The sequence below is a fragment of the Acinetobacter sp. NigerLNRRAM0016 genome (genome assembly GCF_054112845.1).
Genome location: NZ_JBSYVT010000005.1, coordinates 25,637 through 51,150 on the forward strand (window position 1 = coordinate 25,637; position 25,514 = coordinate 51,150).

The window sequence follows — 25,514 nt, forward strand, 5'->3', positions numbered from 1 at the left end:
TGATTTATTTAGGTAATGAACCTTCAACCCCTTTTACATAGAAGTTCATTTTTGCAAGGGCTTGGTCATTCATTTGGCTGCCTTTTGCAATCGCTAAACTGCCGTCTTGTTTATAGATTGGACCTTGGAAGGGATGTAATGTGCCGTTGTGAATTGCACTTTGGGCATTTAAAGCAGACTGCTTCACTTTGGCAGGCACAGCAGGACCGAAGTTTTCAATTTTTACAGCATCTTGACGTACGCCGTACCAAATTGCAGAGGGTTTCCACGTTTTATTGGCTACGCTTTGCATCACAGGCGTATAGATTTTTTCCCAGTGTAAAACAGAAGCTGCTAAGTGCGCTTTAGGACCAAATTTGGTCATATCCGAATCCCAACCAAAGGCATATACGCCCTTTTGTTGTGCAGCTTGAACCACTGCTGGGGAATCTGTGTTTTGCATGAGCACATCGGCTTTTTGTGAAATTAAAGCCAAAGCAGCATCACGTTCTTTGCCTGGGTTAAACCAAGAGTTCACCCAAATCACTTTGGTTTTGACTTTAGGATTTACACTTTGTGCGCCCAACGTATAGGCATTAATGTTACGTACCACTTCAGGAATAGGGAAAGAAGCGACCACACCCAAGGTATTGGTTTTTGTGGTCTGACCAGCAACTACACCCAACATATACGCACCTTCATAGGTCCGCACATCATATACACCTAAGTTCTTACCTTGTTTATAGCCTGTAGAGTGCATAAACACAGTATTGGGGAACTGTTTAGCGACTTTTTCCATTTGGTTCATATAACCAAAAGAGGTCGCAAAAATGACTTTATTGCCCTGCTGAGCCAAATTGCGAATTACGCGTTCAGCATCGGCAGTTTCAGGGACATTTTCAATATACGAAGTCGAGAATTTACCGCCCAAAGCCTTTTCAGCTTTCATACGACCTTGATCATGCGAATAAGTCCAACCATGGTCGCTGGTCGGACCAATGTAAACAAAAGCTGCTTTATCTGCGGCAAAGCTTTGGCTGCTAAGCACCAAGCCAATTAGCGCAGAGGAAATTAAAGAAAGAACAGTTTTTTTGCCCATATTATGTTGCTTTGCCATATGGCACTCCATGAAATCAATTTAGGTATTCGATGATTAGGCATTGAAATGTGTGCACTTCAAAATGCGGTCTCATTATTCTTCATAGGTTAATTAGCAACATCTATTCCATGTTTTTCTAAAAAAATGACAATGAGCTTATTTTTATAAATAATTTTTAGAACATGCTGTTCATTATTTTTTTTGTTCAATATAAATCATTATTTTTAAAGCCTAATCATGAATTAATGTGGTTCTTAGATTTATAGCATCAAATGTATGTACTCGGATAATCTGTTAGATTGACAGTGGCTTGTGCTGCTATTTTTTATAAAATTGACCTTTAGTTAAACTATAAATATATGAAAAAATTATAGATATACTGCATTTAAAATTGATGACTTGCTTAAATTTGGTGCATAAAAAATGACTGTGCCTTGTTTAGAGTCAAGATATGAAGCGGCATTTCTAATACATTTTGCTCAGTTTTTTTATGAGCATGGAAAAGTTTTAAATTAAATTTATATTTATGGAATTATTATCAAGGGTTATAAACTTATTATTACTTGGATAGATTAAATAGATATTTTTTATTTAAAATATAAATATTCTTCAATATAAAAATCGAAAATATAAGCGAAGCACTCATTATCTAGAGTGCCAAAAATCTTGTTGGAGTTTTACGGTTTCAGCTTCCAATTCTACCACTGGGCCGATTAATTCAATATTTTTCTGACCATGGGAAAATACATATTCTGCGGAGACACTCATGGTCGGGTTCTCACCATGATTGCCAGTACACGCCAATAATCTTTCTTCAGACATGGCATAAACCACCCGACCAATGTTTGCCCAATAAATGGTCCCAGAGCACATACAACACGGTTCTACCGCAGTATATAGCGTACAGTCCGCAAGATATTCAGGCGTGTAATTGCTTGCTGCAATTCGCGCCAAAGTCGATTCGGCATGATTTACCGTATCAATATTACACTGGGTCAGTAAAACAGTCTCATGATCTGGTGCAACCAGTACAGCACCGAAAGGATGATGTCCTAAGGACATCGCTCTTTTGGCGACTTCATTTGAAAGTCTTAAAAAGGATAACATTTGGTTATGGCTAGGCTGTGTCATATATGGCTCAATCTTTTAGAAACGAATCTCGATACACGACATGCATGCTGATATTACGCTTGTAAAATTACTTATCATGTTTGAGGTATTACTGGTAATACCACCGCTATGTTTTATGATTAAAGCAATATTGATGCCATACTGAATTTTTAAAATTGAAGACTTAAGACTCACCTTGTTGCATTATTTTGCTCCTGTTTACACCAATCAATTCATTTAAAATGAAGCAATTGTTTTTGTCATACAGCGTTACTGCTCTTTTTTAGCGCTTACTTGCCTCAATACTAGAGAAGTCCCCTTTTACAGAGCAAATGATTAAAAATCTGCTTTTATACTTTCCATGTTTTGCATCAAGCTCTGTATCAGAAGTTTGGATATTCTAGAAAGTTGGCGTCGTGAACCTGCACAAAGTGCCAAGGTTAGCGGCTGTACCGCTCGATCTACAATTTGAATGAAAACCAGATCTTGATTTTTCACAGCAGAATAAACATCAAGATAACTCATGATTGAAATGCCCATGTTGCGTTTAAGCATAGAAATCATTAAATGGATATCGTTGGTTGATGTCTCAAAAGCAGGGATAAAATTCTGTTTTTTATAAATCGCCATGACCCGTTCATGGATGACGAGTGGTCGATCCGCAATGATATGTCGGTATTCGATGGTGTCTGATAGGTTGAGTTTTTTATTTTTAGCGAGAGGATGTTCTGGACTCATCACAAAACCGAGTGGAATTTCGATAAAGGATAAGACTTCCAGTTGAGCATTTAAAATCGGATCTAGAATCAGTCCAAAATCAATTTCAGTATTGATAATTTTTTCGACAATCTCATCACTGCCATTGGTATGAATATTAAAAGTCAGCCAAGGATATTCGGTTTGTAATGAGGTCAAAGCATCAATGACAAACCCTTCGCTTAACGCTGCAATCAGTCCAAACTCTATCGAACCTCGTTTCAGTCCCTGTATTTCATCAAAACGTACACAGGTTTGTTTAAATTCTTTCTGCCAACGCAGTAAATCTGCATAAAGCAATTCTCCAGCAAGCGTCAACTTCAGTCCATTGGGTAAACGCTCAAACAGCAAAACACCAAGCTCTTCTTCTGCCAGTGCAATTTGTCGATGTACTGCTGAAGCTGAAATAAACAGTTGGTCGGCAGCTTTTCTCAGATTGCCTGATTTGGCCACGACAAGGAAATATTCACTGAATCTTGAAAAAGGTGCGCTCATTTGTGTTCTAAAAAAAAGAATGATGTCTTTAAATCATTGTAATAGACAGAACACAAAAAGCAAATCAAAGTAAAGACAAAGATAGATTATGACTTGAAACAACATGAATGCTCCTATTTCAACCTTAAATTTACATCTCCCTGCGCATTGTTCTTTTACAGCACAAGACTGGTTGTTACTGGCAAAGTATTGGTATCCCGTTGCGCGTGTAGAGGATATTCAGGCTGCACCTGTCAAAGCTACATTGTTGGATGAGCCTTTGGTGATTTATCGGGTCGAAGACCAAATTGTGGTTGCGAAAGATGTTTGCCCACATCGTGGGGTACCACTTTCCTTAGGGCGACATGATGGTGAAGGTGTCGTGTGTCCATATCATGGCTTACGTTTTGGTGCTCATGGTCACTGCAATCGCATTCCTTCCAGTCCAAATCAAGCAATTCCAGCCAAGTTAAATCTTTTTACTTATGCTTCAGAAGTTCGTTATGGCTTGGTCTGGACGTGTTTAGCACTAGAACATGAAACGATTCCACACATGCCGCTTTGGGATGAAACAGATGTACAGCAAGTCGTATGCCCACCCATTGATATTCACGCTTTTGCAGGTCGTCAGGTGGAAGGATTTATTGATGTCGCGCATTTTGCATGGGTACATACAGGAACTTTTGCAGACCCGAACAATCAACTGGTTCCAGACTATGCAACGCAAGAAACTACTTACGGATTTACAGCAGATTATTGGAGTACGGTTGGTGACTACCCAGCCAGTGATGACTTTAAAAAGGAGCCAGATTTTAAAATTCTACGTCACTTTGAAGTGCATGTGCCCTTTACTGCAACCTTAAGTATTCACCTGCGTAATGGTGCAAAAATGGTGATTATGAATGCGGCTTCACCTGTTTCAGCCAAAGAAACCCGTCTGTTTGCACCGATTGTGAAAAACTTCGATTTGAATGACAAGGTCGAAGACATTATTGAATACAACTTAAAAATTTTTGAAGAAGATCGTTTGATGGTAGAAACCCAAAAACCCGAACGGTTACCTCTAGATTTGACGATTGAAGCGCATATTCCAGCCGATCGGAGTTCCATCATGCTGCGTCGTAGTTTGAAAAAAGCAGGTTTTGGTGAGTTTTTCTTGGCTTAAAACCCATCTGTTTTTCAGCCAGTGAATGTGAATCAAGAATAATTGAAGTATATGGAACAATGATATGAAACAACTTTCTGTGGTCGTCGATCGCCTTTCACGCCAAGGGAAAAACAATCTTGCCGTTACCCTTGTTCCTGCGGGTCAAGAAACACTTCCCGCTTGGCAAGCAGGTGATCATATTGATCTGTTTTTACCGAATCAGTTGATCCGTCAATATTCTTTAACGGGTTGCCCCAATGCGCAAAATGAATATCTTATTTGTGTAAAGAAGGAACAACAGTCCAGAGGTGGTTCACGTTATGTGCATGAACAATTAAGAGTTGGGCAAACCCTGAATATTTCATTGCCACGGAATGCCTTTCCCTTGGTTGCCGCACAGCGTTATATCCTTTTGGCTGCTGGCATTGGTATTACGCCATTGTTGGCTTTCGCAGAACAGTTAGACGTGCAGCAAACGCCTTTCGAGCTTTTTTACTATGTAAAAGATTTAGAAGATGTCGCATTTAAAAAACGTTGGCAGAAAGGTTTCAAACATGGACGATGTCATCTTTTATTCAGTAATCATGGGCAAAGTGTACGTCATGGTTTACCTGAAATCTGCCACCAAGCGAATCCCCATACACAACTGTATTTATGTGGTCCAGAAGCCTTCATGCAACATTGTCAGCTGCAAGCCATGCAATTGGGTTGGTCAGCAGATCAGATCCAACTGGAAGCTTTTGCCCCTAGCCAAAATAAATCTCTAGAAACAAATCCAGCATCGGCAGAGTTCAGGGTCATTCTTCGATCGACTGGACAAAGTTTTGAGGTCCCCGCGAACAAGAGCATTGCACAAACTTTGATAGAGCAAAATATTGCTGTACCGGTTTCCTGTGAAATGGGCATGTGTGGCGCTTGCTTAACACGTGTTTATCAAGGGGAAGTCGATCATCAGGATACCGTACAAACCGAAAATGAAAAAAATGCCGCCGAGCAATATGTCGCTTTGTGTTGTTCGCGAGCCAAATCTGCCCTTTTAGAAATTGCATTGTAATTACATTGAAATTTAAATTTCAGAACTTTTAGGAAAAATCAGCATGAATGCCATCCCCGTGATCAATTTAGTTAATAAACCATGTTTCAGTCAGTTTGAAGATCAGGATTGGGACATTCTTTCACAGCATTGGTATCCGATTGCACGGATTCAAGACGTCTCGCAGCAACCGCAGCAAGTGACCTTACTTGACATTAAAATGGCATTGTACAAAACCGAATCTGGTCAAATTCATCTGGTTCGTGATATTTGCCCGCATCGTGGTGTGCCATTAACCAAAGGTTGGGTTGAGGGTGAGGAGATTATTTGTCCTTATCATGGCTTGCGCTATAACGCGGAAGGTAAATGTAGCAAAATTCCTGCACAACCCGAATTAACCAAAATTTCTGATCGCTTTAGTCTGACCAAATTCCCCGTGGTGGAAAAATATGGCTTAATCTGGACCAGCATTCAAAATCGCGATCCAAATACCGCAAATTTTCCTGTACTAGAAACGTGGGATACCGCAGAACATCAATCTATTTTGCCACCTTATGTCGACATTAATGGTTCTAGTGGTCGTCAACTGGAAGGCTTTATTGATGTTGCACATTTTGCATGGGTACATCACGAGGCATTTGCCAGTCGTGAAAACCCCGTCGTGCCTAAATACAGCACAGTAAAAACCGATTATGGTCTACAAACTGAATATATCAGTGATGTTAGTAATTATCCCCATGGGCTACAACATTTGGCGCCAGAAGGATTTTTATGGAAACGTGTTTTTGATATCTATCCACCATTCTCAGCCATTTTGAGCATTGAGTTTCCAAACCAAGGTCTACTGAAAATTTTAAATGCCTGCTGTCCTGTGTCACATAATAAAACCCGACTGTTTGTGCCATTAACGCGTAACTTCGATACCACAGGCGATTTACAAGAAGTCTATGATTTTAATGCACAAATTTTTGCAGAAGATCAGGACATGGTGGAATCCCAAAAGCCTGAAGAGCTGCCGTTGGATTTAACTATGGAAGCCCATTTTGAAGCAGACCGTTCTTCTACCATGTATCGTCGAATTTTGGCAGATTGGGGCTTAAGTAAACGATATACAGTCTAATAGTTTTGTTGGGTTGATCTAAAATGTAATCCAATCGATTGCATTTTAGATCTTTAGTACTGAAATATTGATCAGATCTTGGGCCTTCTTTGTATTTAAAACTTTTACCATTTCAAGCTGATTCATAAAGAATTTTTTGGAAATAAGAGCATTAAAAGAATCAATAAGAGAACTAATGGTGTGGATCAGCTGAGAATTAGAAACTGAAAAGAAGAAGAGATGGGTTTTTAGCTAAAGCACTAATTCAATCGCTTTAATCGAAATATCTGTAATCAACGCCGAGTCTTTGTAGTGTGCTTCGAGTAATACCACCAGCTCTTTCGCCCGTTGTTCCGTGTAATAACAATCCCCTGCACTGAGCTGCTCTAACCATTCTGGTAGAGAACCCAATATCGTCCGCTTACCATGACGTGTGCCATAGTACACATCTACGCCAGACTTTTTGGCTATGATGAGAAATTGTGACATAAGGAATATCCTAAGTCATGGACTGAAATTTTACTGTTCGGTTGAAATTACATTAGACATTAAGTTGACTGAACATGACATCACCATTCCTTGTGATATTTATCAAGATAACTTTCACTCTGTGAGTATTATGTGATCAACTTAACTATCCTAATTTACCAATTCTACATGCAAAAAAGAAGCCTATATTGTATGAATGACAGCAATTTTTGCGATTGAGCCTTCAATATGATGGGTGTGCTATTTTTATCTATAATTTAATATAATTCAATAGATTATATTTTTTATTCGAATTACATCTGGAACAGCATCCAGCAGTCATATAAATAAACCCCCAGTCGATAGTAAGAGTCATTTCAAAGTTATAAGCCTATGTTAAAATTAGAGCAAATCTACTTTAGATAGGTCATGCCATGGAAACAATAATAATTACTGTGATCTTGCTGATCATTGTGGTGTTACTGGTGTTTTTTTATAACAAGAAGAAATAATGAGCCTTGTTATGTTTTATTCAAGAAAGCAAAAATAAAAAAACACCGCTTTCACGGTGTTTTCTCAATAGAAATTCAGCTTAGATCAATTACGATACGTGGTCTGGTCATTTGGAATTAATGGTTGAACCAAAGCGGATTCAGCTTCTTCAGCCTCAACTTTATGACCTTCAGTTTTAGCAACGACAGCCGTTGCGATACTGTTACCAATAATATTGGTTGCTGTGCGTCCCATATCTAAGAAATGGTCAACTGCAAGAATCAACAGAATACCTGCTTCTGGTAATTTGAACATTGCCAATGTCGCAGCAATCACTACCAATGATGCACGTGATACCCCTGCAATACCTTTACTGGTAATCATCAAGGTCAATAACATCAAGATTTGTTGAGAAACGCTCAGTTCAATGTTATAGGCCTGTGCAATGAACAGCACTGCAAATGACATGTAAATCATTGAACCGTCTAAGTTAAATGAATAACCGAGAGGCAACACAAAACTGGTAATACGTTTAGGTACACCAAACTTTTCCAAGGCTGCCATTAACTTTGGATACGCAGACTCACTACTTGCAGTGGCAAAGCCTAAAGCGACAGGTTCACGTACAGTTTTAAGTAAACGGAAGACATCCTTTTTAAGAAAGATATAACCGACACTGATAATAATGACCCAAAGAATGATCAAGCTTGCATAAAACTCGCCAATAAAAACACTATAGTCGAGAATGATTTGCGGGCCTTTTACGGTAATTGCCGATGCAATTGCAGCAAATACAGCAATTGGTGAAAACGTCATGACATAGTCCGTAATACGGAACATGATACGACACAATTCATCAATAATTTTGGCAATAACAGTGCCTTCATCTTGCTGATGATGCACATATGCTAATGCGAACCGAAGAAGATCGAGAATATAAGAATCTGTAAGATTTCATTATTCGCCATCGCTTCAGCAAAGCTTTTTGGGAAGATATGCGTAATAAAGGTTTGAATGCTGAGATTGGCTGCACTTACGCCTACATCTACAGGTGCTGTAGGAATTGGGAGATTCATTCCTACGCCTGGTTGGAAGAAATTGGCCATGCCCATACCCAATAATAATGAGATGAGAGAAGCACCAATAAACCAACTCATCGCCTTGAGTGTGATTGAACCTAAAGATGATGATTTGCCCATGGAAATCAGACCAGAAACGATGGTCGCGAATACCAATGGTGCAATAATCATTTTAATTAATCTTAAGAATATATCTGTAAGAATCTTGAAATATGACGCGATATTTTCAGCTTGAGTAGGACTCAAATTACTATGAAAAAGCCAACCAATTAATATTCTAGACACCATGGCGACAAGAATAAATTTTAATAGTTTTTTCTGATCCATATAAAATTTCCTTTTAATACCCTAAAATCCATAAAAACATCTTATTATTTTATAAGATGTTATGATTTTCTTCCTTCTACGCCAAATATCCATTTGACCTAGGGGTGTTGGCAGAATCTAACCAATATTTATAAAAATTAATAATGCAAAAAAGTATTTTCTCATGCAAAAAATGCATAGGGATTATTAAGAATTAATACAAAATGCCAATGGCAGCTTAGCTGCAAAGATTCTTAAATATTGCCAATGTTTGTAGGAATCAAACATTGTTGTTTATGGAATTTAAAGAACTAGGATCTGGTTAATGATAAATAAAACTCTCCAAACATGCGGCTTGGCACTTACTCTCCTTGCATCTTCTATGGCGCTATATGCAAAAAATAATGTGGTTGTGGTTGCTACAGGTGGAACGATTGCTGGCGCGGGTGCAAGCTCGACCAACAGTGCAACCTATAGTGCAGCTAAAGTTCCTGTTGATGCACTGATTAATGCTGTACCACAAGTTAATGAGCTGGCAAATGTGACGGGTATTCAGGCGCTTCAAGTTGCATCTGAAAGTATTACCGACAAAGAGTTATTGTCTTTGGCGCGCCAAGTCAATGATTTAGTGAAGAAACCTTCTGTAAACGGTGTGGTCATTACCCACGGTACAGACACCATGGAAGAGACAGCATTTTTCCTGAATTTAGTAGTACATACAGAGAAGCCAATTGTATTGGTTGGCTCTATGCGCCCTTCAACTGCCCTATCTGCGGATGGTCCATTAAGCCTGTATAGCGCGGTTGCACTTGCTTCTTCAGATGAGGCAAAAAATAGAGGCGTTATGGTCTTGATGAATGATTCTATTTTTGCGGCACGTGATGTGACCAAAGGGATTAATATTCATACCAGTGCTTTTGTTAGCCAATGGGGTGCTTTAGGGACTTTAGTTGAAGGAAAACCCTATTGGTTCAGAAGTTCCGTGAAGAAAAATACCAACAACTCTGAATTTAATATTGAGAAAATTCAGGGTGATGCGTTACCAAGTGTGCAGATTGTTTATGGTTCTGACAATATGATGCCAGATGCTTACCAAGCATTTGCCAAAGCTGGTGTAAAAGCGATTATTCATGCGGGTACAGGCAATGGTTCTATGGCGAATTACCTAGTGCCTGAAGTAAGAAAACTGCATGATGAGCAAGGCATTCAGATTGTTCGTTCATCACGTGTGGCTCAAGGTTTTGTGATTCGTAATGCGGAACAACCAGATGACAAATATGGCTGGATTGCAGCACATGACTTAAATCCACAAAAAGCCCGAATTTTAACGGCATTGGCACTGACTAAAACCAATGATGCCAAGCAAATTCAGGACATGTTTTGGAAATATAAAGCATTAGTGTAAGCCGAGTGATATAAAGAAAGCCAGATTCAAGAATCTGGCTTTCTTTTTTTGAATAAAAATGAATACATACAGTCTTTATTCCAGCTTAATTGGACCTGTGGTTTGAGCATCAGAATCATACCAAGAGCCTGCATTTCCATGCATTGAGTTGCCTTCTAGCCGATATTGAATAAACCCTTGCTTAAAGACTAAGCCACCATCACTTCTTTTGGCGGTAACTTTTTTGCCATTCACCCAGACATTTTCATCATTATCTACCCGTATGGTGGCAACGGTTTGTCCTGTACTAGCATTTTTTGCCACCCATTGCCCTGCATAAGCATGATGATGCATAGGATAAGAGTCTGCACCAAAACCAGCTTTTTCATTCTCAGCTTTGGTTTTATTAATATCACAGCCCATCATTTCAGACATTTGGGTACAACCCGACTGCTCTAACTTGGTTCTGTATTTAGCATCGATAGCATGTGCCGTATTGAAACTACACAATGCCAAAAGGATCAGACATGTACGACTCAACTTTTTATTTATTCGGTACATCCTTTTATAATGGTATGACATTACTCACAATCAGATGAACTCACTTTATTAATGGTGTTGATACGACCATTGTAAGTGACCGTTGCAATACAACTCGAATTGCTTGAATTCCACCAGTAGTTGGTTTTAGAGCTATAGTCAGCTGAACGACCCGTTAATTGATAGTTATAACGCTTGAATACAGATGTTGCAGAGTTTGCTTTAGTTTCTTCCAGATTTTTTATTTCTGGTGGAATTTGTAGGCTTTCATTCTTTTTATTCGAACTATCTGCGTATTGGGCTAATGCAGAAATTGAAGCTATAGATAAAGCTGCACTGGAGAGCATGGAGGTATTGGTCGGATATTGTTCTTTTGAATTTTCTGATGCACTGTCCTTGGCATTTATCGAAATATTATTCAGTTGTGCAAGTTCGGATGGCGTCGCAGCTTGTGTCAGGGCTGATGTAAGACTGAAGAAGCACAAAGCACTGATTGTTTTATACATATTTTTCATTTTATGACTCCCCTTAATCCGTGAGAAGATTTTTGTTATAGAGATACTCTAAGCTTTTTTTTCCGAAAAAAAAAGCGCTGAAATAATTTTAAATAAAACAAATCTTATTGAAATTTATCCTTATTTTTGTGTGAATGTTTACTTTTCAACTATTTAATATATTTCTAATACATAAAAATAAAATAGCTAGGATGAATGCATCCTAGCTATTTAAAAATAAGTTTAATACAGGGATTAAACGTAATCTGCTTTACTCTGATCTAATAGGCTAAGTTGTAATAGTTTTTTCTTTTTATAACGATAACCAATAAATAGACCAATAAACCAAATTGGAGAAAGCACCAGCGCCACTAATGTATCGTGATCAAATGCTAAAATAACAATAGTGAATGCCAAGAATAACAGGGTGAACCATGCCATAAATAATCCGCCCGGCATTTTGTAGTTAGATTGCTGATGTAATTCAGGATCTTTTTTACGATATGCAATGTAGGAAAGCACAATTAACATAAATGTAAAAATACATAAAATTGAAGTCAGTGCAGAGATAATGGTAAATGCTGTCATGACATTTGGAACAATAAATAAAATTGAGGTTCCAAGTGTTACACACACCATAGAAAACACTAAACCACGGATTGGAACTTTACTTTTTGACAACTTACTAAAGCTTTTCGGTGCATCATTTTCTAAAGACAAACCGTATAACATACGACTGGTCGCGAAAATACCACTGTTCGCAGAGGATAATGCTGAAGTGGCGACAACGAAGTTAATTAAGCCCGCAGCAATTGGTAATCCCACATGGGTAAACATTTCTACATATGGACTCTTTTCTGGAGAAACCTGTGCCCAAGAAGTCACTGCAATAATACAGATCAGAGAGCCTACATAGAACAACAAAATACGTAATGGAATTGAGTTGATGGCTTTCGGTAGTGATTTATGAGGATCTTTAGTTTCTGCCGCAGTTGTACCCACCAATTCAATACCGACAAAGGCAAAAATTGCAATTTGGAAACCAGCCAAGAAGCCAGTTAAACCATATGGGAACATTGAACCGCTTTCAAAAACATGTGAGAAAGATGCAGTCACACCATTTGGCGAGACAAAGCTGGTACTAATTAAATAAAGACCCGCAACAATAAATAGAATAATGGCGGTAATTTTAATTAAGGAGAACCAGAACTCGAGTTCACCGAATATCCTGACGGCGACAAAGTTCAAGATGGTGAGAATGGCGAGCGATGCAAATGCAGGAATCCATACGGGCATGTCTGGATACCAGAATTGCATGTATCCCCCAATGACAATGACGTCTGCGATTGCCGTAATAATCCAGTTACACCAATAGGACCAGCCTAGAAAGAATCCCGCCCAAGGGCCTAAATATGCAGTTGCAAAATCGGCAAATGTTTTAAAGTTGGTATTTGCAAGAAGCAATTCCCCCATCGCACGCATGACGAAGAAGAAGAAAAAACCAATAATTAAATATGTGAGGATAATTGAAGTCCCAGAAACACTCAGTGTTTTACCAGACCCCATAAATAAACCTGTGCCAATTGCACCGCCAATAGCAATCATCTGAATATGACGATTGGTTAATGAGCGTTGTAATTTTTCTTCTTCTTGCTCAGTCATATGCTGACTACCAAGAAGATCTCCCTCTAGAAATGGCTTTCCCTTTTCCGTACTCATGTAGTTGTCTACTCCAATTTAAACACTTGTTACAAGCCCTTTAATGCCGACTCAACTTACATAATGAATAATCTCAATGATTTAAATTAATAACCGTCGTTAATTTAAATAGGTCTGAATAAAATTCATTTATATTGTTTGTTTTAAGTCTTGCCTGACTACTTTATTAAAGGGATTGCTCAAATAAGTTTTATTTAAAACTCAATAATCACTCCAATAAGAATGTGAAATGAATGCCAAAGATTTAATCCAAACAGTCGCTTTTCAGTACTATATTTAGCCGAAATAATAAAAGCGTGGATCATACAGCACACTTAAAACTTTTAGGTTTAATTGCATTTTATTTTTGCTTAATTTAAGAACACTTGTTTAGCTTAAAATAAACGTTTAGCTAAAAAATATGCAGAAAATGGTTGCAATTATCCATTACTCTAGTGTGTTTTATTTTAAGAATTGATGGCTTTAAAATAATCGCCATCAATCCAATTCTGAAGATATTTGAGCATTCAAATGCTCAAATATTTATAAACAAATACCAGGTGAAAGGTTCTCAGGCAAAACCACCTTGTCGCTTTCCAGTGAAGCCATTGGCCAAGCACAATAATCAGCTGCATAAAATGCACTTGCACGATGATTGCCTGAAGCTCCTACACCACCAAATGGTGCAGCACTCGATGCACCTGTCAAAGGCTTGTTCCAGTTCACGATTCCTGCACGCGCCTCAATTAACAGACGCTCAAACAATGCTCGATCTGGTGAAACCAAACCCACGGATAAGCCAAAGCGGGTATTGTTTGCGATGTTTAATGCTGCATCGAAATCTTTATAACGGCAGATAGTCGTTAATGGTCCGAAGTATTCTTCATCAGGAACATTCACATCGGTGACATCCAGAATGCCAGCTGTCAGCAATGAACTGTCTAACTGAGGTCGAGTCATTGCTAACAGTGTTTTTGCACCTAAAGAAATCAGATTAGCTTGTGCCTTAAGAATCTGATCTGCTGCCTGAGATGAAATCACCCCACCCATAAATGGTTGAGGTTCAGCATTCCAAGTACCAACCACCAGCTTGCTCGCTGCTTCAACGAAACGTTGAACAAAGGCATCGCCATTGGCACCTTCTTTCACCAAAATGCGTCGTGCACAGGTACAACGTTGTCCTGCTGAAACAAAGGCAGATTGAATCGCCAAATGCACCACGGCATCGAGTTCCGTCACTTCATCAATAATGAGTGCGTTATTACCACCCATTTCTAAAGCGAGAATTTTCTCTGGACTACCTGCCATTTGTTTATGCAAGTGATAGCCTGTATTGGCACTGCCTGTGAAAAGCAAACCATCAATCTGAGCTGAAGCCGCCAGTGCTTCACCTGTTTGACGTCCACCTTGTACCAGATTCAACACACCCTCAGGTAAACCCGCTTGTTGCCATAGTTTTACCGTTTCTTCAGCGGTCCACGGCGTGAGTTCACTTGGTTTAAATACAATGGTATTTCCAGCAATTAAGGCAGGAACAATATGTCCATTTGGTAAATGACCTGGAAAATTGTACTGACCAAAGACTGCCAAAACGCCATGTGGACGATGGCGCAAAGATGCCACGCCATCAGCCATCACGGTTTCACTAGCACCCGTTCTTTGATGATAAGCACGCACAGAAATTGCCACTTTGGCAATCATGGACTGTACTTCCGTGAGTGTTTCCCAAAGTGGTTTGCTGGTTTCTTGGCTAATGACTTCTGCCAGATGTTTTTTATTCTGCTCGAGCAATGCCGCAAAACGTTCAATCATCTCGATGCGCTGTTCAATTGGACGCTTCGCCCATGCAGGAAAAGCTTCACGCGCTGCAAGCGTGGCTTCTTCTACATCGGCAGAATTGGCTTCATGTGCCGTCCAAAGTACTTGGTTGCTGACTGGATCGGTTTTGATCCAGTCTGTACCCTGCCCATCCAGCCATTGCCCGTTGATGAATTGCTTGCCCTGAATCATGCTTTGTGCTCTTTTGGATTGAGAGACAAAACACGTACAACATCACCTTGCGCCACTTTAAGTTGTTCAGCCTGTGCTTGAGTCAACTGAATGGTTTTTTGCTTTGGATCATGCTGAACCAAAATGCCACGGAACTCTTGGTAATGGTCATTTGAAATTAAATAAGGTTCTGCTTCATTCAAAGTTGCTGTTTCAACAATCGCAACTTGAAGAACCAAGCTTTCTTTAATTGAACGTAAGTTTTCAACATCTGCTTCTAAGGTTGCACCGCCATCGAAAATGTCGACATAACCTTGGAAACGTAAACCTTCACCCAACAATAATTTGTAGGCAGGTAAGGTATTTGGATGAACTTTACCAATCACTTCTTTCGCTGCCGCAGGCAACATATCGACGTAAATCGGATAACGTGGCATCAATTCAGCAATAAATGACTTCTGCCCTGTACCACTCAGATAATCTGCCTTTCTAAATTCCATATCGAAGAATTTATGTCCGACAGCATCCCAGAATGGTGAATTACCAACATCATCTGAATAGCCACGCATTTCTGCGACAATGCGTTTTTCAAAAAGATGTCTAAACGCCGCGATGAACAAGAAGCGGATTTTTGACAGGAATTTTCCGTTCATGTCTTTACGATAATCAGGATCGAGGAACAAGGTACACAATTCACTACATGTAGTATGGTCATTACTCAAAAACAAAGTTTGATGCGCTTTATACACATTTAAATTTTTTGAAGAATGAACCTGAGTGCCCACATGGAAGTTGTACCAAGGCTCACTTAAGCCTAGTGCAACTTCAATACCGCAAAGTCCCACCACCTTGTTAATACTGGTATCTTCTAGAACAAAGAAATAACCTTGATCTGCTTTGCTTAATTTACCGCGCACGGTATCGCAAGCACGTTTCAGTTTTGCCGCCAAAATTTCCAAGTTTGGCTGTAATGATGTCAGTCCATAGCCTGCTTTTTCGGCAAGTTGGTAAATATCATTGATATCGTCTTCGCGGATATAACGGATAATCATCATTTATGCACACTCCTTCAATTCTTGAGCAAATTTTTCTAGGGCTTGTTCAAAACGGCGTAGCCCTTCATCGATATCTTCAAATGGAATAATCAGTGACGGTGTGAAACGAACGACATTTGGACCTGCAACCAGTGCCAGTAAGCCTTCTTCACCAGCCAAGTTCACAATCGTTTTGGCTTGACCCGCATGCTCAGCTTTAAGCACACAGCCAATCAGTAAGCCTTGACCACGGATTTGCTCAAACACATTAAATTTGGCATTGATTTTGTTGAGACCACTGACAAAATGATCAAAACGTTGCTGAACGCCTTCTAGAACTTCTGGTGTATTGATGAATTCAAACACCGCATTTGCTACCGCACACGCCAATGGGTTGCCGCCATATGTTGTCCCATGATCACCTACGGCATACATGTTTGCGTATTTGTCTGTGGTAATCATTGCACCGATTGGGAAACCACCGCCCAATGCTTTAGCCGTGGTTAAAATGTCAGGAGTAACCCCTGTATTCATGTAGGCATACAATGAACCTGTACGACCCACACCCGTTTGTACTTCATCAAAAATAAGCACTGCGCCATGTTCATCACAGAGTTGGCGTAAGCCTTTTAAAAATTCTAAATCAGCCGGTAATACACCACCTTCACCTTGAATCGGCTCAACAATCACCGCACAGGTATTTTCATTGATGACTGCTTTTGCCTGCTCTAAGTCATTAAACGCTGTATGCTGAATACCTTCTGGTAATGGTGCGAAATCTTGAGAGTACTTTGGCTGACCACCTGCAGTTACGGTGAACAAGGTACGACCGTGAAAGGCATTTTTAAACGCAACAATTTGGTTTTTCTGCGGATTGCCACTGAGTAAACCGACCTTACGTGCAAGTTTTAATGCCGCTTCATTGGCTTCTGCACCTGAGTTACAGAAGAAAACTTTGTCTGCAAAAGTATTTTCAACCAACTGTTTGGCTAAACGCAGAACGGGTTCATTGGTATAACCATTGCCAATGTGCCATAGCTTAGTTGCCTGTTCAGTCATGGCTTGAACAGGCACTGGGTGCGCGTGACCAAGGGCGTTTACTGCAATACCACCTGCGAAATCGATGTATTGCTTTTCATTTTGATCCCAAACTTGAGAGCCTTGACCACGAACCAAGATGAAATTTGCTGGTGCAAAAACTGGAACCATCCAATCATTAAAATTTGCACGATTCACGGCGACGTTATTCATTTTGCTTCCTCTTCAATATTTCCAAATTTATTTATCTTTAACGCGTTGTCAAAATCGCCAAAGAAAAGTCCTAATATCTCTGTGCAATGCGCCTAAATTCTGTGAAGCTGAATTGTTATAGAAAACTAGAATTTGTTTCGGATCCTGCAAGACCGAGTAAAATCCAAGATAGGGAAAAATGATGTTTAATCATCGTTTGTGCATGATGGTTATAAGCTGAGGTCATCGATTTTTCCCTTAACAATTTGAGCTTCCATGGCGCTAGGAATCTTCGAAGAAAGATGATCATCAACTTCATCTTGAATGAATCCCATGCGGTTTTTAGTTTTGAAATAAACTGAGTCTTCCGCAGGCCTAGCGCATTTCTATATTATTCAAAATCAAAATGAGTAAAAAAATTTGTACTTTTTTTTAAAATGAATTATTTTTTTCCAAATTGACAATTGCAGGATGCAAAATGAGTGAAATTGATCAAATCATTCTAGGTTTGCTTAAAGAAAATGCTCGAATATCTGTCACGGATTTGGCAGAAAAAGCTGGAGTATCTCGACCAACCATTAAAAGTCGAATTGATTATATGGAGTCGGCGGGAATTATCACGGGATATACCGTACGCTATCGTCCAGATGTCGATCGAAATATTATCCGTGCATGGATGAGTATTATGGTGGAAGGCACAAAAGCCCGTTCGGTGATTAGTGAATTACGCCTAGATTCCGCAGTTGAGCGTTTGCATAAAACCAATGGCAAATGGGATATTTTGGTCGAGATTCAAGCAGATTCACTGGAAAACTTTGATAAGGTTTTAGAGAGAATTCGTTGTATTTCAGGAATATATAACAGTGAAACCAGTATTTTGCTGTCAACGTTTAAGACTTAGTTATAGCTTTTTTGTGAGCAATTTTTATAAGCTAATGATAAGCATATAATTTTCTAAATATTTTCTAGGTAGGTTATATTCATACTTCCTACCTAGAATTTGCATTAAAGGTTAAAAGCGTTCTAAGTTAATTTTCGAATACTCCCATTTATTCTTACATTAAATTTAAAAACTTATGACCATTTTTTTGAAATATAGTCATTCATTTTATCTTTATAGAAATAGGCAATCGCTAACCAAGCAAACCAAAATGGAGCGAGATACAGTCCGACACGCGTATCTTGTTTAAGACAAATAGCAATTAAGACAAAACCAAAGAAAATCAGACACATCCAAGAAAGCACCTTGCCTGCAGGCATTTTGTATATTGAACTTAAATGTAAGTCTGGACGTTTCTTGCGATATGCTAAGTACGCCAAAATAATTAACGACCAAATAAAAATGAGCAAGATTGCTGACAGTGTCGATAATAAGGTAAATAAAGTCATAACATTAGGAATAAAAATTAAAAGTACAGCTCCTGAAAACATACAAAATCCAGAAATAATCAATCCTCTTAATGGAATATTGGCTTTGGATAATACTTTAAAAGTTTGAGGTGCTTGTTTCTTCCAAGCTAAGCCAAATAACATTCGGCTCGTGGAGAAAACACCACTATTCGCGGATGAAAATGCAGAAGTTAATACCACAAAATTGATGACTGCTGCAGCTGCGGGCAATCCTGAAAGTGTAAAGAGTTCGACAAATGGACTTTTATCAGGCGCAATATAATGCCAAGAGGTCACGGAAATAATACAAACCAGTGACAGCACGTAAAACAGCATAATGCGGATCGGAATCGAATTGATGGCTCGAGGTAAATTCCGTTCAGGATTTTTAGTTTCTGCTGCGGTTACACCGACCAGCTCAATGCCGATAAACGAAAAAATAGCAATTTGAAAACCCGCAATAAAACCCAGTGCTCCATTTGGAAAAATAGTTCCAGATTCAATCACATGGTGAAAGGATGCTTGTACGCCATTTGGAGATTTAAAGCCAGTAAAAATCATCCAGAAGCCAACCATAATTAATAGGACAATGGCACAAACCTTAATGATTGCAAACCAGAATTCGGCTTCGCCAAATGCTTTAACGGACAATGCATTGAGCAGAATCAACAAGGTTAAAGCTGAAAATGCGGGGACCCATAAAGGAATGTCTGGAAACCAAAATTGAAAATATCCGCCTATCACTACGACATCGCCAATACAGGCAACAACCCAACTGAGCCAATATGTCCATCCAATAAAAAAACCTGTCCAATTCCCTAAATATTCACCTGTGAAATCTGCAAATGAACGATAGTTTGTATTGGAAAGTAGTAACTCTCCCAAGGCTCTCATGACGATAAACATAAAAAAGCCGACTATCGTATAGGTGAGAATGATGGATGAGCCTGATAAATGAATGGTCTTACCCGATCCCATAAATAAGCCTGTTCCAATCGCTCCACCAATTGCAATTAATTGAATGTGACGGTTTTCGAGTTTCTTCTGTAAATGAACTTCTTGTTCTGTAGATACTACAGTCATATCTGATGATTTGATTTCCATTTCATCCCCTTACCAATAATAAATGCGATTAAGTACTCAATGATTTACTTCCTAAAATCACTGTATTGAATGCTGCCATCTTAATAATTTGTGTTTAGTTAATCGGCTGTCTGATGTGTTAGGAAAATTTCAGCCAGCATGCAGCGTGCTCCACCTCCGCCGAAATCTTCAATGACATCGATAGGTGCTAAAGCAATATGTGCATAATTGGATAATTGATGTTGCTGTTCTGGTGTAAAGGCTTGCCATGCGCGTTGAGACATTGCGTACACAGGTTGATTATTCTTGTTCTTTAACTCTAAGATATTACAGGTGAAATTTTCCATTTGGCTATAACTAACATCAATGATCATTTTGCCGCAGCGTTCCAAATGGCTAATTAAATCGTGGCGTTCTTCATTATTTTTCACAGATTCAAGGCAAACAACAGCAAAGCGTTTGCCTACACTCATCATGACATTTGTGTGATAAATGGCATTGCCAGTACGGTCAACTGCATCAAACCAAAACAGATCATAGCCTGCCAATTTTGCGTATTCCTCCCCCACCAATGTTGCACTACGTGATGAGCGACAAACAAAAGCTTGACGATATTCGTGTTCTAAAATTAAGACACCTGTACCTTCAAAATACATTCCCTGATTTTCGTATGGAGATAAGTCTATGTGTTTATTACAGATAAATTGCTGATGTAACGCCTTCAATATTTCAGGGCGTCGTTCACGACGACGATTTAAAGCTTCCATTGGAAAAGTAAATATCGTGGCATCTGTAGAGGTGCTGATCCAGTTATTAGGAAAAATAGAATCAGGTGTTTCATGAATTTCAGCATCCTGAATTACTAAAACATTAACACCTGCACGTAGCAGCACATCGTGATATTCATCAAATGCATGTTGAGCTTGTTGAGTTACCAAAGCATCTTTTTCACATTTTTTTTGAAAAGAATTAGTTTGTAACGTTTGCGGATTACCATAAAAAGTCGCAGGTCTTACCATCAAAACGGTATCTGTCGTTTGCATAGAAAATACTCAATAAAATTATAAGGAAAAGTTCATTGTTTCTTAAAAGATCTTCATTAAGGTGCATCTTTTTATGCTTAAACTATTGAACTTTTCACTATTATTGAGAATCAAAATGGGTAAATAAATTTATAAGATGAACTCCATTTTTCTATTTTTTTCCAAATTGAAAAGTTTTTTTTCAATTTGATCAGATATTGTCATGCATTTGAGACGTTACTTAAGCTATTGCTTCTGATCTTCGTGAATAAGCTATTGTTAAACTTATTCGGCTTGGTACTAAAAACATATAGGTAATTTAGAATCTTCAATGAACAAATAGTGATAGAATTTTTTGGAAAAAATATAAGTGAAAAGTAGGAAGCCATGATGACACAATTAGAGTTTTATCAAGCCAAACTGAACTATGAAATGGACTCTTGGGATTTATTCGAAGCAATAAATCAGGGGCAGAATATTGTGGTAGTCGATGGTCGAAGTACAACGGCATACGCGCATGAGCACATACCCAATGCCATTAATATTCCACACCGTGGAATTACCGCTGAATCCTTAGCACATTTAGATCAGTCTATATTGTATGTGACCTATTGTGATGGAATTGGTTGTAATGCTTCGACTAAGACTGCTCTTAAAATGGCGACTTTGGGCTTTCAAGTCAAAGAGCTTATCGGCGGTTTGGATTGGTGGAAGCGAGATGGCTACCAAACAGCGGGTGAAAATGCACAAGCAGGCACCAGCTTAGATTGTGGCTGTGCAGGTTAAATTTAAAATAAAAGAAGCTTGATTTGTATTCATTCAGATCAAGCTGATTTCACCCAATATAAGAAAAAACAAAGGGCCATCCCATCAATAACATTAACAAATTATTGCGTATTTTCTTAGCTGCATTTTTGATATTCTTTATGATAAAAATCAACTTTTAATTCATCTTAAGCATCATAAACTGAATAAGACTATTAAAACTTTTGGCAACATCAATAAAACAGAAGTCAGGAAAGACTGAATCGACAAACTAAAAAGCTTGCTAGGGATGGTGGCAATGGATTTCAAAACTCAACGCAATACACCTACTTTCTTCTCATTACATGCAATTGCCATTATTACCTTTGCTCAACTTTTTGGTACATCATTATGGTTTAGTGCCAATAGTGCTGCGCTAGATTTAATCCGAGAATGGCACATTACGGTCGCAGATATCGGCTGGCTGACCAATGCGGTACAAGCGGGTTTTATCATAGGCACCTTTCTCATTGCATTTACAGGTTTTGCCGATCGCTTCAAGGCGAGTTCCATTTTTACTATTGCGGCATTATTAGGTGCATTTTTTAACCTGTATTTTGCTTGGTTTGCACACGGTTTAGTCGATGGCATGATTTATCGCTTTTGTGTGGGTGTTTGTCTGGCAGGTATCTACCCCATTGGAATGAAATTGGTGGTGCAATGGGCACCTAACCGAGCTGGGCAGGTTTTAGCACTTTTGGTTGCCATGCTGACCTTAGGTTCTGCCTTGCCTCATGCCTTAAATGGCTTATCTGCCAATTTAAACTGGCATTATGTAATCACCTTATCCTCAATTTTGGCATTGATAGCCGCATCACTTATTTTCATGTTAGGTGATAGTCAAAATGCAAAATCGTCATTAAAAAAGATGAACAAAGCCTCAGCATTTCAGGTATTTAAAATTCCAAAATTTAGAGCTTCTGCATTGGGATATTTTGGGCACATGTGGGAGTTGTATGCCTTCTGGACAGTACTTCCTCTGCTCATTGCTCATTCTGGGGTATTAAACATACTGCGTTTTTCTAACCTCGCCTTAACCACCTTTTTTGTTATGGCTTTTGGGGCTTTAGGCTGTCTGTTAGGTGGATATTGGTCAAAAAAATATGGCAGTGACAAAGTCGCGATTGGGGCTTTATTTACATCAGGCCTAAGCTGTCTGATCTTTGCGATTGGTTGGCGTTCTTTGCCTGAGTGGTTGATATTGCTGGTGCTAATTATTTGGAGTGCATCTGTGATTGCCGATTCGCCACAATTTTCTGCACTGTCTTCTGCTGCTTGTCCGCCTGAGAATTTAGGTGCAGGGCTTGCTTTACAGAATTCAATTGGCTTTGCCATTACCATCATCTCTATTGCTTTGACCACTCATGCGTTTGATCGCATTGGTTTAGATTCAACTTGGATCCTACTGATTGGACCTGTACTCGGAATCTTTGGTTTTTATAAAACCCTCATCAGCAGTGAATTAAAACAAACTATTAGATAGTTACTATATTTTAGTAAGTATATTCACCTTGCAACTAACTATTCTATTGATGCCGATTTAATTCAGGTAAAAGTATCCATCATGATGATGGATACTTTTTCAAATAAATTAGTATTTTATGGTGTAACTCAAAGCGAAAGTTCGTCCTTCTGCTGGAATTGCTAAGAGTGAATTGGCATTGGTCACAGCAGCTTGTTGTGCAAAGACAGTTTTATATTGCTTACCCCAAACATTATAAACTCCAAAGTCCACACGTCCTTTTGCTAGTGGGAAGTGTGCCAATACATCCATTATTGTATACCCTTTAATTTCTGCTGCACTATTGCCATCGCTCAGTCCAGCAGCTTCAAGCTCTAGGTCATCTTTATAGGCTTTATTGGTTCCTTGAATAGCCAACATTTGCGCACGTAGACCATAACCCGCAGCATTGCTCCATTCCGCAAATAATGTTCCTTTCATCGGTGAGATTGTGAAAGCATTTAACTCATGCCATTGGTCGGCTGCATCTTTGTATTGACCACGGGTATAACCCAAAGTTCCGCCTACTTTATAGTTCTCCAAAAACGGATAACTCACAGTGGCTTCTGCACCATAAATACGTTGATCGGTATCGACTATATTCACAGATCGGTCTGAGTTAAATTGAACGACTTTATCTGAGGTATTGTAGAAGCCTGTTAAACCCAAATTTAAACCAGAATCTTGGTTGAATCGCCAACCCAGTTCATAACTGTTTACGGTAATTGGTTCTATGCCAGACGTGGTCAGTGTATACGCTGCCACATCTCTTAATACACGCTGTACATCTGGGTAGCTATAACCCTGAGAGAAGTTGGCATAGATTTGTTGTGCATCCGTCAATTGAAACACTGTGCCTAAGTTAAACAGAAACTTATCCGAGTCAGTCGAATCGGCTGCCATTAAGGTATAAGGCTTACGTGCTGTTAAGTAACTGTCTGTATCTGCCTGTACATACTGGTAGCGTACTCCTGCCTGTACATTGAGCCGATCTGTTAAGGCATAATCCCCTTGCACAAATGTTCCAATGTTTTGAATTTCAGTATCGGGACCTAAGCCTTGAGTTTCCCCCGTTGCGGTATACACCAAACCATTGTTGCTTGGCGTATAAAACTCAGCCCATTGATGGTCTTTTTCCCAATCATAATCCAGACCATACGTCAGTTTTAAATCGCGTTCGGCAACTTTTAGGTCCGACTGTAGGGTTGTTCGAATTCCAGCAAAGTCCACATCTGACTGACTTTGTTTAACATTTACACCGTCCGCAGAATAACCATAAGGAACGAAACGGGATTTTTCATTTCGATAATAGGCTTCAACATTTAAAACCTGCCCTAAGAAACTCTGATTTTGATACTGGGTATTGAAGGCATAACGCTCTGTGAATGGCTGTTTGTCTAAGCTCCAGCCTTTTACTGCTTTTAAGGAAGGTTCTGCGTTTGTCTGTAGATAAGAGTAATCTGGACCATATTCTGTATCTTGTTCATCTTTATAATATTGCGCACCAAAACTTAAACTTTGGCTATCAGTCAAATTAAAATTCAGGCGTCCATTTACATCTATGGTATCGGTATCCATGGTACTGCCTTGCCATGGGCTTAGCGCAATACGATCTCTGTTGCCATCAAACTGCGAACCGCGACTGGTATAGTCCACACCTAAAAAACCATCGACTGAATCATTGGAAAATGAAGCACTTTGTCCAACTTGATAAGCTAAGCTATCACCCCGAAAATTATCTGCCGATGTCACCCCTAATTTTGTTTCGAAACTGACAGGTTCCGATTTGTCTGCACGTTTGGTAATAATATTGATAATACCGCCTGTTGCCCCAGAACCATAAATACTGGTCGCGCCCGAAACCACTTCAATATGATCAATCATATTTGGGCTAATACTATTCAATTGACGCGCGACATCTCTAGATCCTGTTTGAGATACCCCATCAATCATCACCAGTACATTACGTCCACGCATGGTTTGCCCGTAATTACTGCTGGTTCCACTACTCGGTGCTAAAGATGGCACCAGTTGAGCAAGAATATCTGCGACTTTTTTCCCTGGTGCTGCTTGTTGAGCAATTTCGGCTGCCGAAATGGTTTGTACTGTTCCTGCAATTTCAGCAATACTTTTCGGTGTACGTGTCGCAGTCATCACAATGGTTGGAAGCTTCGCTTCGGCATTTTGTGTTTCAGTCCCTATTGCAACGGAATCGTCTGCATAAAGTTGACTGCAAATTGCTGTTGTAAGCACGCAAAGGCTAAAGTGTGACAAGCGCATTTTTATTTCCAAGTAGTAAGTATT

20 protein-coding genes and 1 pseudogene are annotated in these 25,514 nt (G+C 39.2%); 7 read left to right on the forward strand and 14 right to left on the reverse strand.

Translation table 11 applies throughout. From position 1 onward, the window contains the following. Window positions 1-4: 4 nt before the first annotated feature. The 3 genes from ACWQ4X_RS05080 to ACWQ4X_RS05090 form a co-directional block, all read right to left on the reverse strand. A complete protein-coding gene (locus ACWQ4X_RS05080; protein ID WP_457902934.1) occupies window positions 5-1,096 on the reverse strand; it encodes a BMP family ABC transporter substrate-binding protein in 1,092 nt (363 codons plus the stop codon). Between the two features lie 627 nt (window positions 1,097-1,723). Next, the gene (locus tag ACWQ4X_RS05085; RefSeq protein WP_374532053.1) at window positions 1,724-2,209 is read right to left on the reverse strand and encodes a nucleoside deaminase; all 486 of its coding nucleotides are present in this window, start codon (window positions 2,207-2,209) and stop codon (window positions 1,724-1,726) included. A 315-nt stretch (window positions 2,210-2,524) separates the two neighbouring features. Next, window positions 2,525-3,439, reverse strand: a complete 915-nt coding sequence (locus ACWQ4X_RS05090) for a LysR family transcriptional regulator (protein WP_457902935.1) — start codon at window positions 3,437-3,439, stop codon at window positions 2,525-2,527. Between the two features lie 103 nt (window positions 3,440-3,542). On the opposite strand from ACWQ4X_RS05090, the gene ACWQ4X_RS05095 reads away from it, so the two are divergent. The 3 genes from ACWQ4X_RS05095 (at window position 3,543) to ACWQ4X_RS05105 (ending at window position 6,718) form a co-directional block, all read left to right on the forward strand. Next, window positions 3,543-4,583, forward strand: coding sequence for a Rieske 2Fe-2S domain-containing protein (locus tag ACWQ4X_RS05095; RefSeq protein WP_457902936.1), 1,041 nt, complete (start codon window positions 3,543-3,545; stop codon window positions 4,581-4,583). A 64-nt stretch (window positions 4,584-4,647) separates the two neighbouring features. Then, on the forward strand, window positions 4,648-5,619 hold the full coding sequence (locus tag ACWQ4X_RS05100) for a PDR/VanB family oxidoreductase (RefSeq protein ID WP_457902937.1): 972 nt from the start codon (window positions 4,648-4,650) through the stop codon (window positions 5,617-5,619). A 43-nt stretch (window positions 5,620-5,662) separates the two neighbouring features. Next, window positions 5,663-6,718, forward strand: coding sequence for an aromatic ring-hydroxylating oxygenase subunit alpha (locus ACWQ4X_RS05105; protein ID WP_100240777.1), 1,056 nt, complete (start codon window positions 5,663-5,665; stop codon window positions 6,716-6,718). A 231-nt stretch (window positions 6,719-6,949) separates the two neighbouring features. Here ACWQ4X_RS05105 and ACWQ4X_RS05110 read toward each other — a convergent pair whose 3' ends face one another. Then, on the reverse strand, window positions 6,950-7,186 hold the full coding sequence (locus ACWQ4X_RS05110; RefSeq protein ID WP_142768770.1) for a hypothetical protein: 237 nt from the start codon (window positions 7,184-7,186) through the stop codon (window positions 6,950-6,952). 576 nt (window positions 7,187-7,762) lie between these two features. Next, window positions 7,763-9,063 (reverse strand): annotated as a pseudogene (locus ACWQ4X_RS05115) (dicarboxylate/amino acid:cation symporter). Window positions 9,064-9,367: 304 nt separating this feature from the next. Here ACWQ4X_RS05115 and ACWQ4X_RS05120 point away from each other — a divergent pair. Further along, window positions 9,368-10,447 carry an asparaginase gene (locus ACWQ4X_RS05120; RefSeq protein WP_457902938.1) on the forward strand — a complete coding sequence of 360 codons (1,080 nt, stop codon included), beginning with the start codon at window positions 9,368-9,370 and terminating at the stop codon, window positions 10,445-10,447. A 75-nt stretch (window positions 10,448-10,522) separates the two neighbouring features. Here ACWQ4X_RS05120 and ACWQ4X_RS05125 read toward each other — a convergent pair whose 3' ends face one another. The 6 genes from ACWQ4X_RS05125 to ACWQ4X_RS05150 form a co-directional block, all read right to left on the reverse strand. Then, a complete protein-coding gene (locus tag ACWQ4X_RS05125) occupies window positions 10,523-10,966 on the reverse strand; it encodes a hypothetical protein (protein ID WP_457902939.1) in 444 nt (147 codons plus the stop codon). 41 nt (window positions 10,967-11,007) lie between these two features. After that, a complete protein-coding gene (locus tag ACWQ4X_RS05130; RefSeq protein WP_457902940.1) occupies window positions 11,008-11,481 on the reverse strand; it encodes a hypothetical protein in 474 nt (157 codons plus the stop codon). Window positions 11,482-11,715: 234 nt separating this feature from the next. After that, complete coding sequence (locus ACWQ4X_RS05135; protein WP_216071761.1) at window positions 11,716-13,179, reverse strand: amino acid permease; 1,464 nt, start codon at window positions 13,177-13,179, stop codon at window positions 11,716-11,718. A gap of 522 nt (window positions 13,180-13,701) precedes the next feature. After that, complete coding sequence (gene astD / locus ACWQ4X_RS05140) at window positions 13,702-15,168, reverse strand: succinylglutamate-semialdehyde dehydrogenase (RefSeq protein WP_457902941.1); 1,467 nt, start codon at window positions 15,166-15,168, stop codon at window positions 13,702-13,704. Next, entirely contained in the window at window positions 15,165-16,202 is a 1,038-nt protein-coding gene (gene astA / locus ACWQ4X_RS05145; RefSeq protein WP_457902942.1) for an arginine N-succinyltransferase, read from the reverse strand. The genes astD and astA overlap by 4 nt, the downstream gene beginning before the upstream one ends. Next, window positions 16,203-17,432, reverse strand: coding sequence for a bifunctional succinylornithine transaminase/acetylornithine transaminase (locus ACWQ4X_RS05150; RefSeq protein ID WP_457902943.1), 1,230 nt, complete (start codon window positions 17,430-17,432; stop codon window positions 16,203-16,205). A 457-nt stretch (window positions 17,433-17,889) separates the two neighbouring features. Here ACWQ4X_RS05150 and ACWQ4X_RS05155 point away from each other — a divergent pair, with 457 nt between their 5' ends. Continuing rightward, complete coding sequence (locus tag ACWQ4X_RS05155; protein WP_457902944.1) at window positions 17,890-18,312, forward strand: Lrp/AsnC family transcriptional regulator; 423 nt, start codon at window positions 17,890-17,892, stop codon at window positions 18,310-18,312. Window positions 18,313-18,485: 173 nt separating this feature from the next. Here the strand turns inward: ACWQ4X_RS05155 and ACWQ4X_RS05160 are convergent, their stop codons facing one another. Next, a complete protein-coding gene (locus ACWQ4X_RS05160) occupies window positions 18,486-19,904 on the reverse strand; it encodes an amino acid permease (RefSeq protein ID WP_100240788.1) in 1,419 nt (472 codons plus the stop codon). A 98-nt stretch (window positions 19,905-20,002) separates the two neighbouring features. Continuing rightward, the gene (ctlX, locus tag ACWQ4X_RS05165) at window positions 20,003-20,926 is read right to left on the reverse strand and encodes a citrulline utilization hydrolase CtlX (protein ID WP_457902945.1); all 924 of its coding nucleotides are present in this window, start codon (window positions 20,924-20,926) and stop codon (window positions 20,003-20,005) included. 366 nt (window positions 20,927-21,292) lie between these two features. Between ctlX and ACWQ4X_RS05170 the strand changes: the two genes are divergently transcribed. Next, the gene (locus ACWQ4X_RS05170; RefSeq protein ID WP_457902946.1) at window positions 21,293-21,691 is read left to right on the forward strand and encodes a rhodanese-like domain-containing protein; all 399 of its coding nucleotides are present in this window, start codon (window positions 21,293-21,295) and stop codon (window positions 21,689-21,691) included. A 277-nt stretch (window positions 21,692-21,968) separates the two neighbouring features. After that, complete coding sequence (locus tag ACWQ4X_RS05175) at window positions 21,969-23,192, forward strand: MFS transporter (RefSeq protein WP_457902947.1); 1,224 nt, start codon at window positions 21,969-21,971, stop codon at window positions 23,190-23,192. Between the two features lie 108 nt (window positions 23,193-23,300). Here ACWQ4X_RS05175 and ACWQ4X_RS05180 read toward each other — a convergent pair whose 3' ends face one another. Next, complete coding sequence (locus ACWQ4X_RS05180) at window positions 23,301-25,490, reverse strand: TonB-dependent receptor (protein ID WP_457903029.1); 2,190 nt, start codon at window positions 25,488-25,490, stop codon at window positions 23,301-23,303. Window positions 25,491-25,514: the final 24 nt, after the last annotated feature.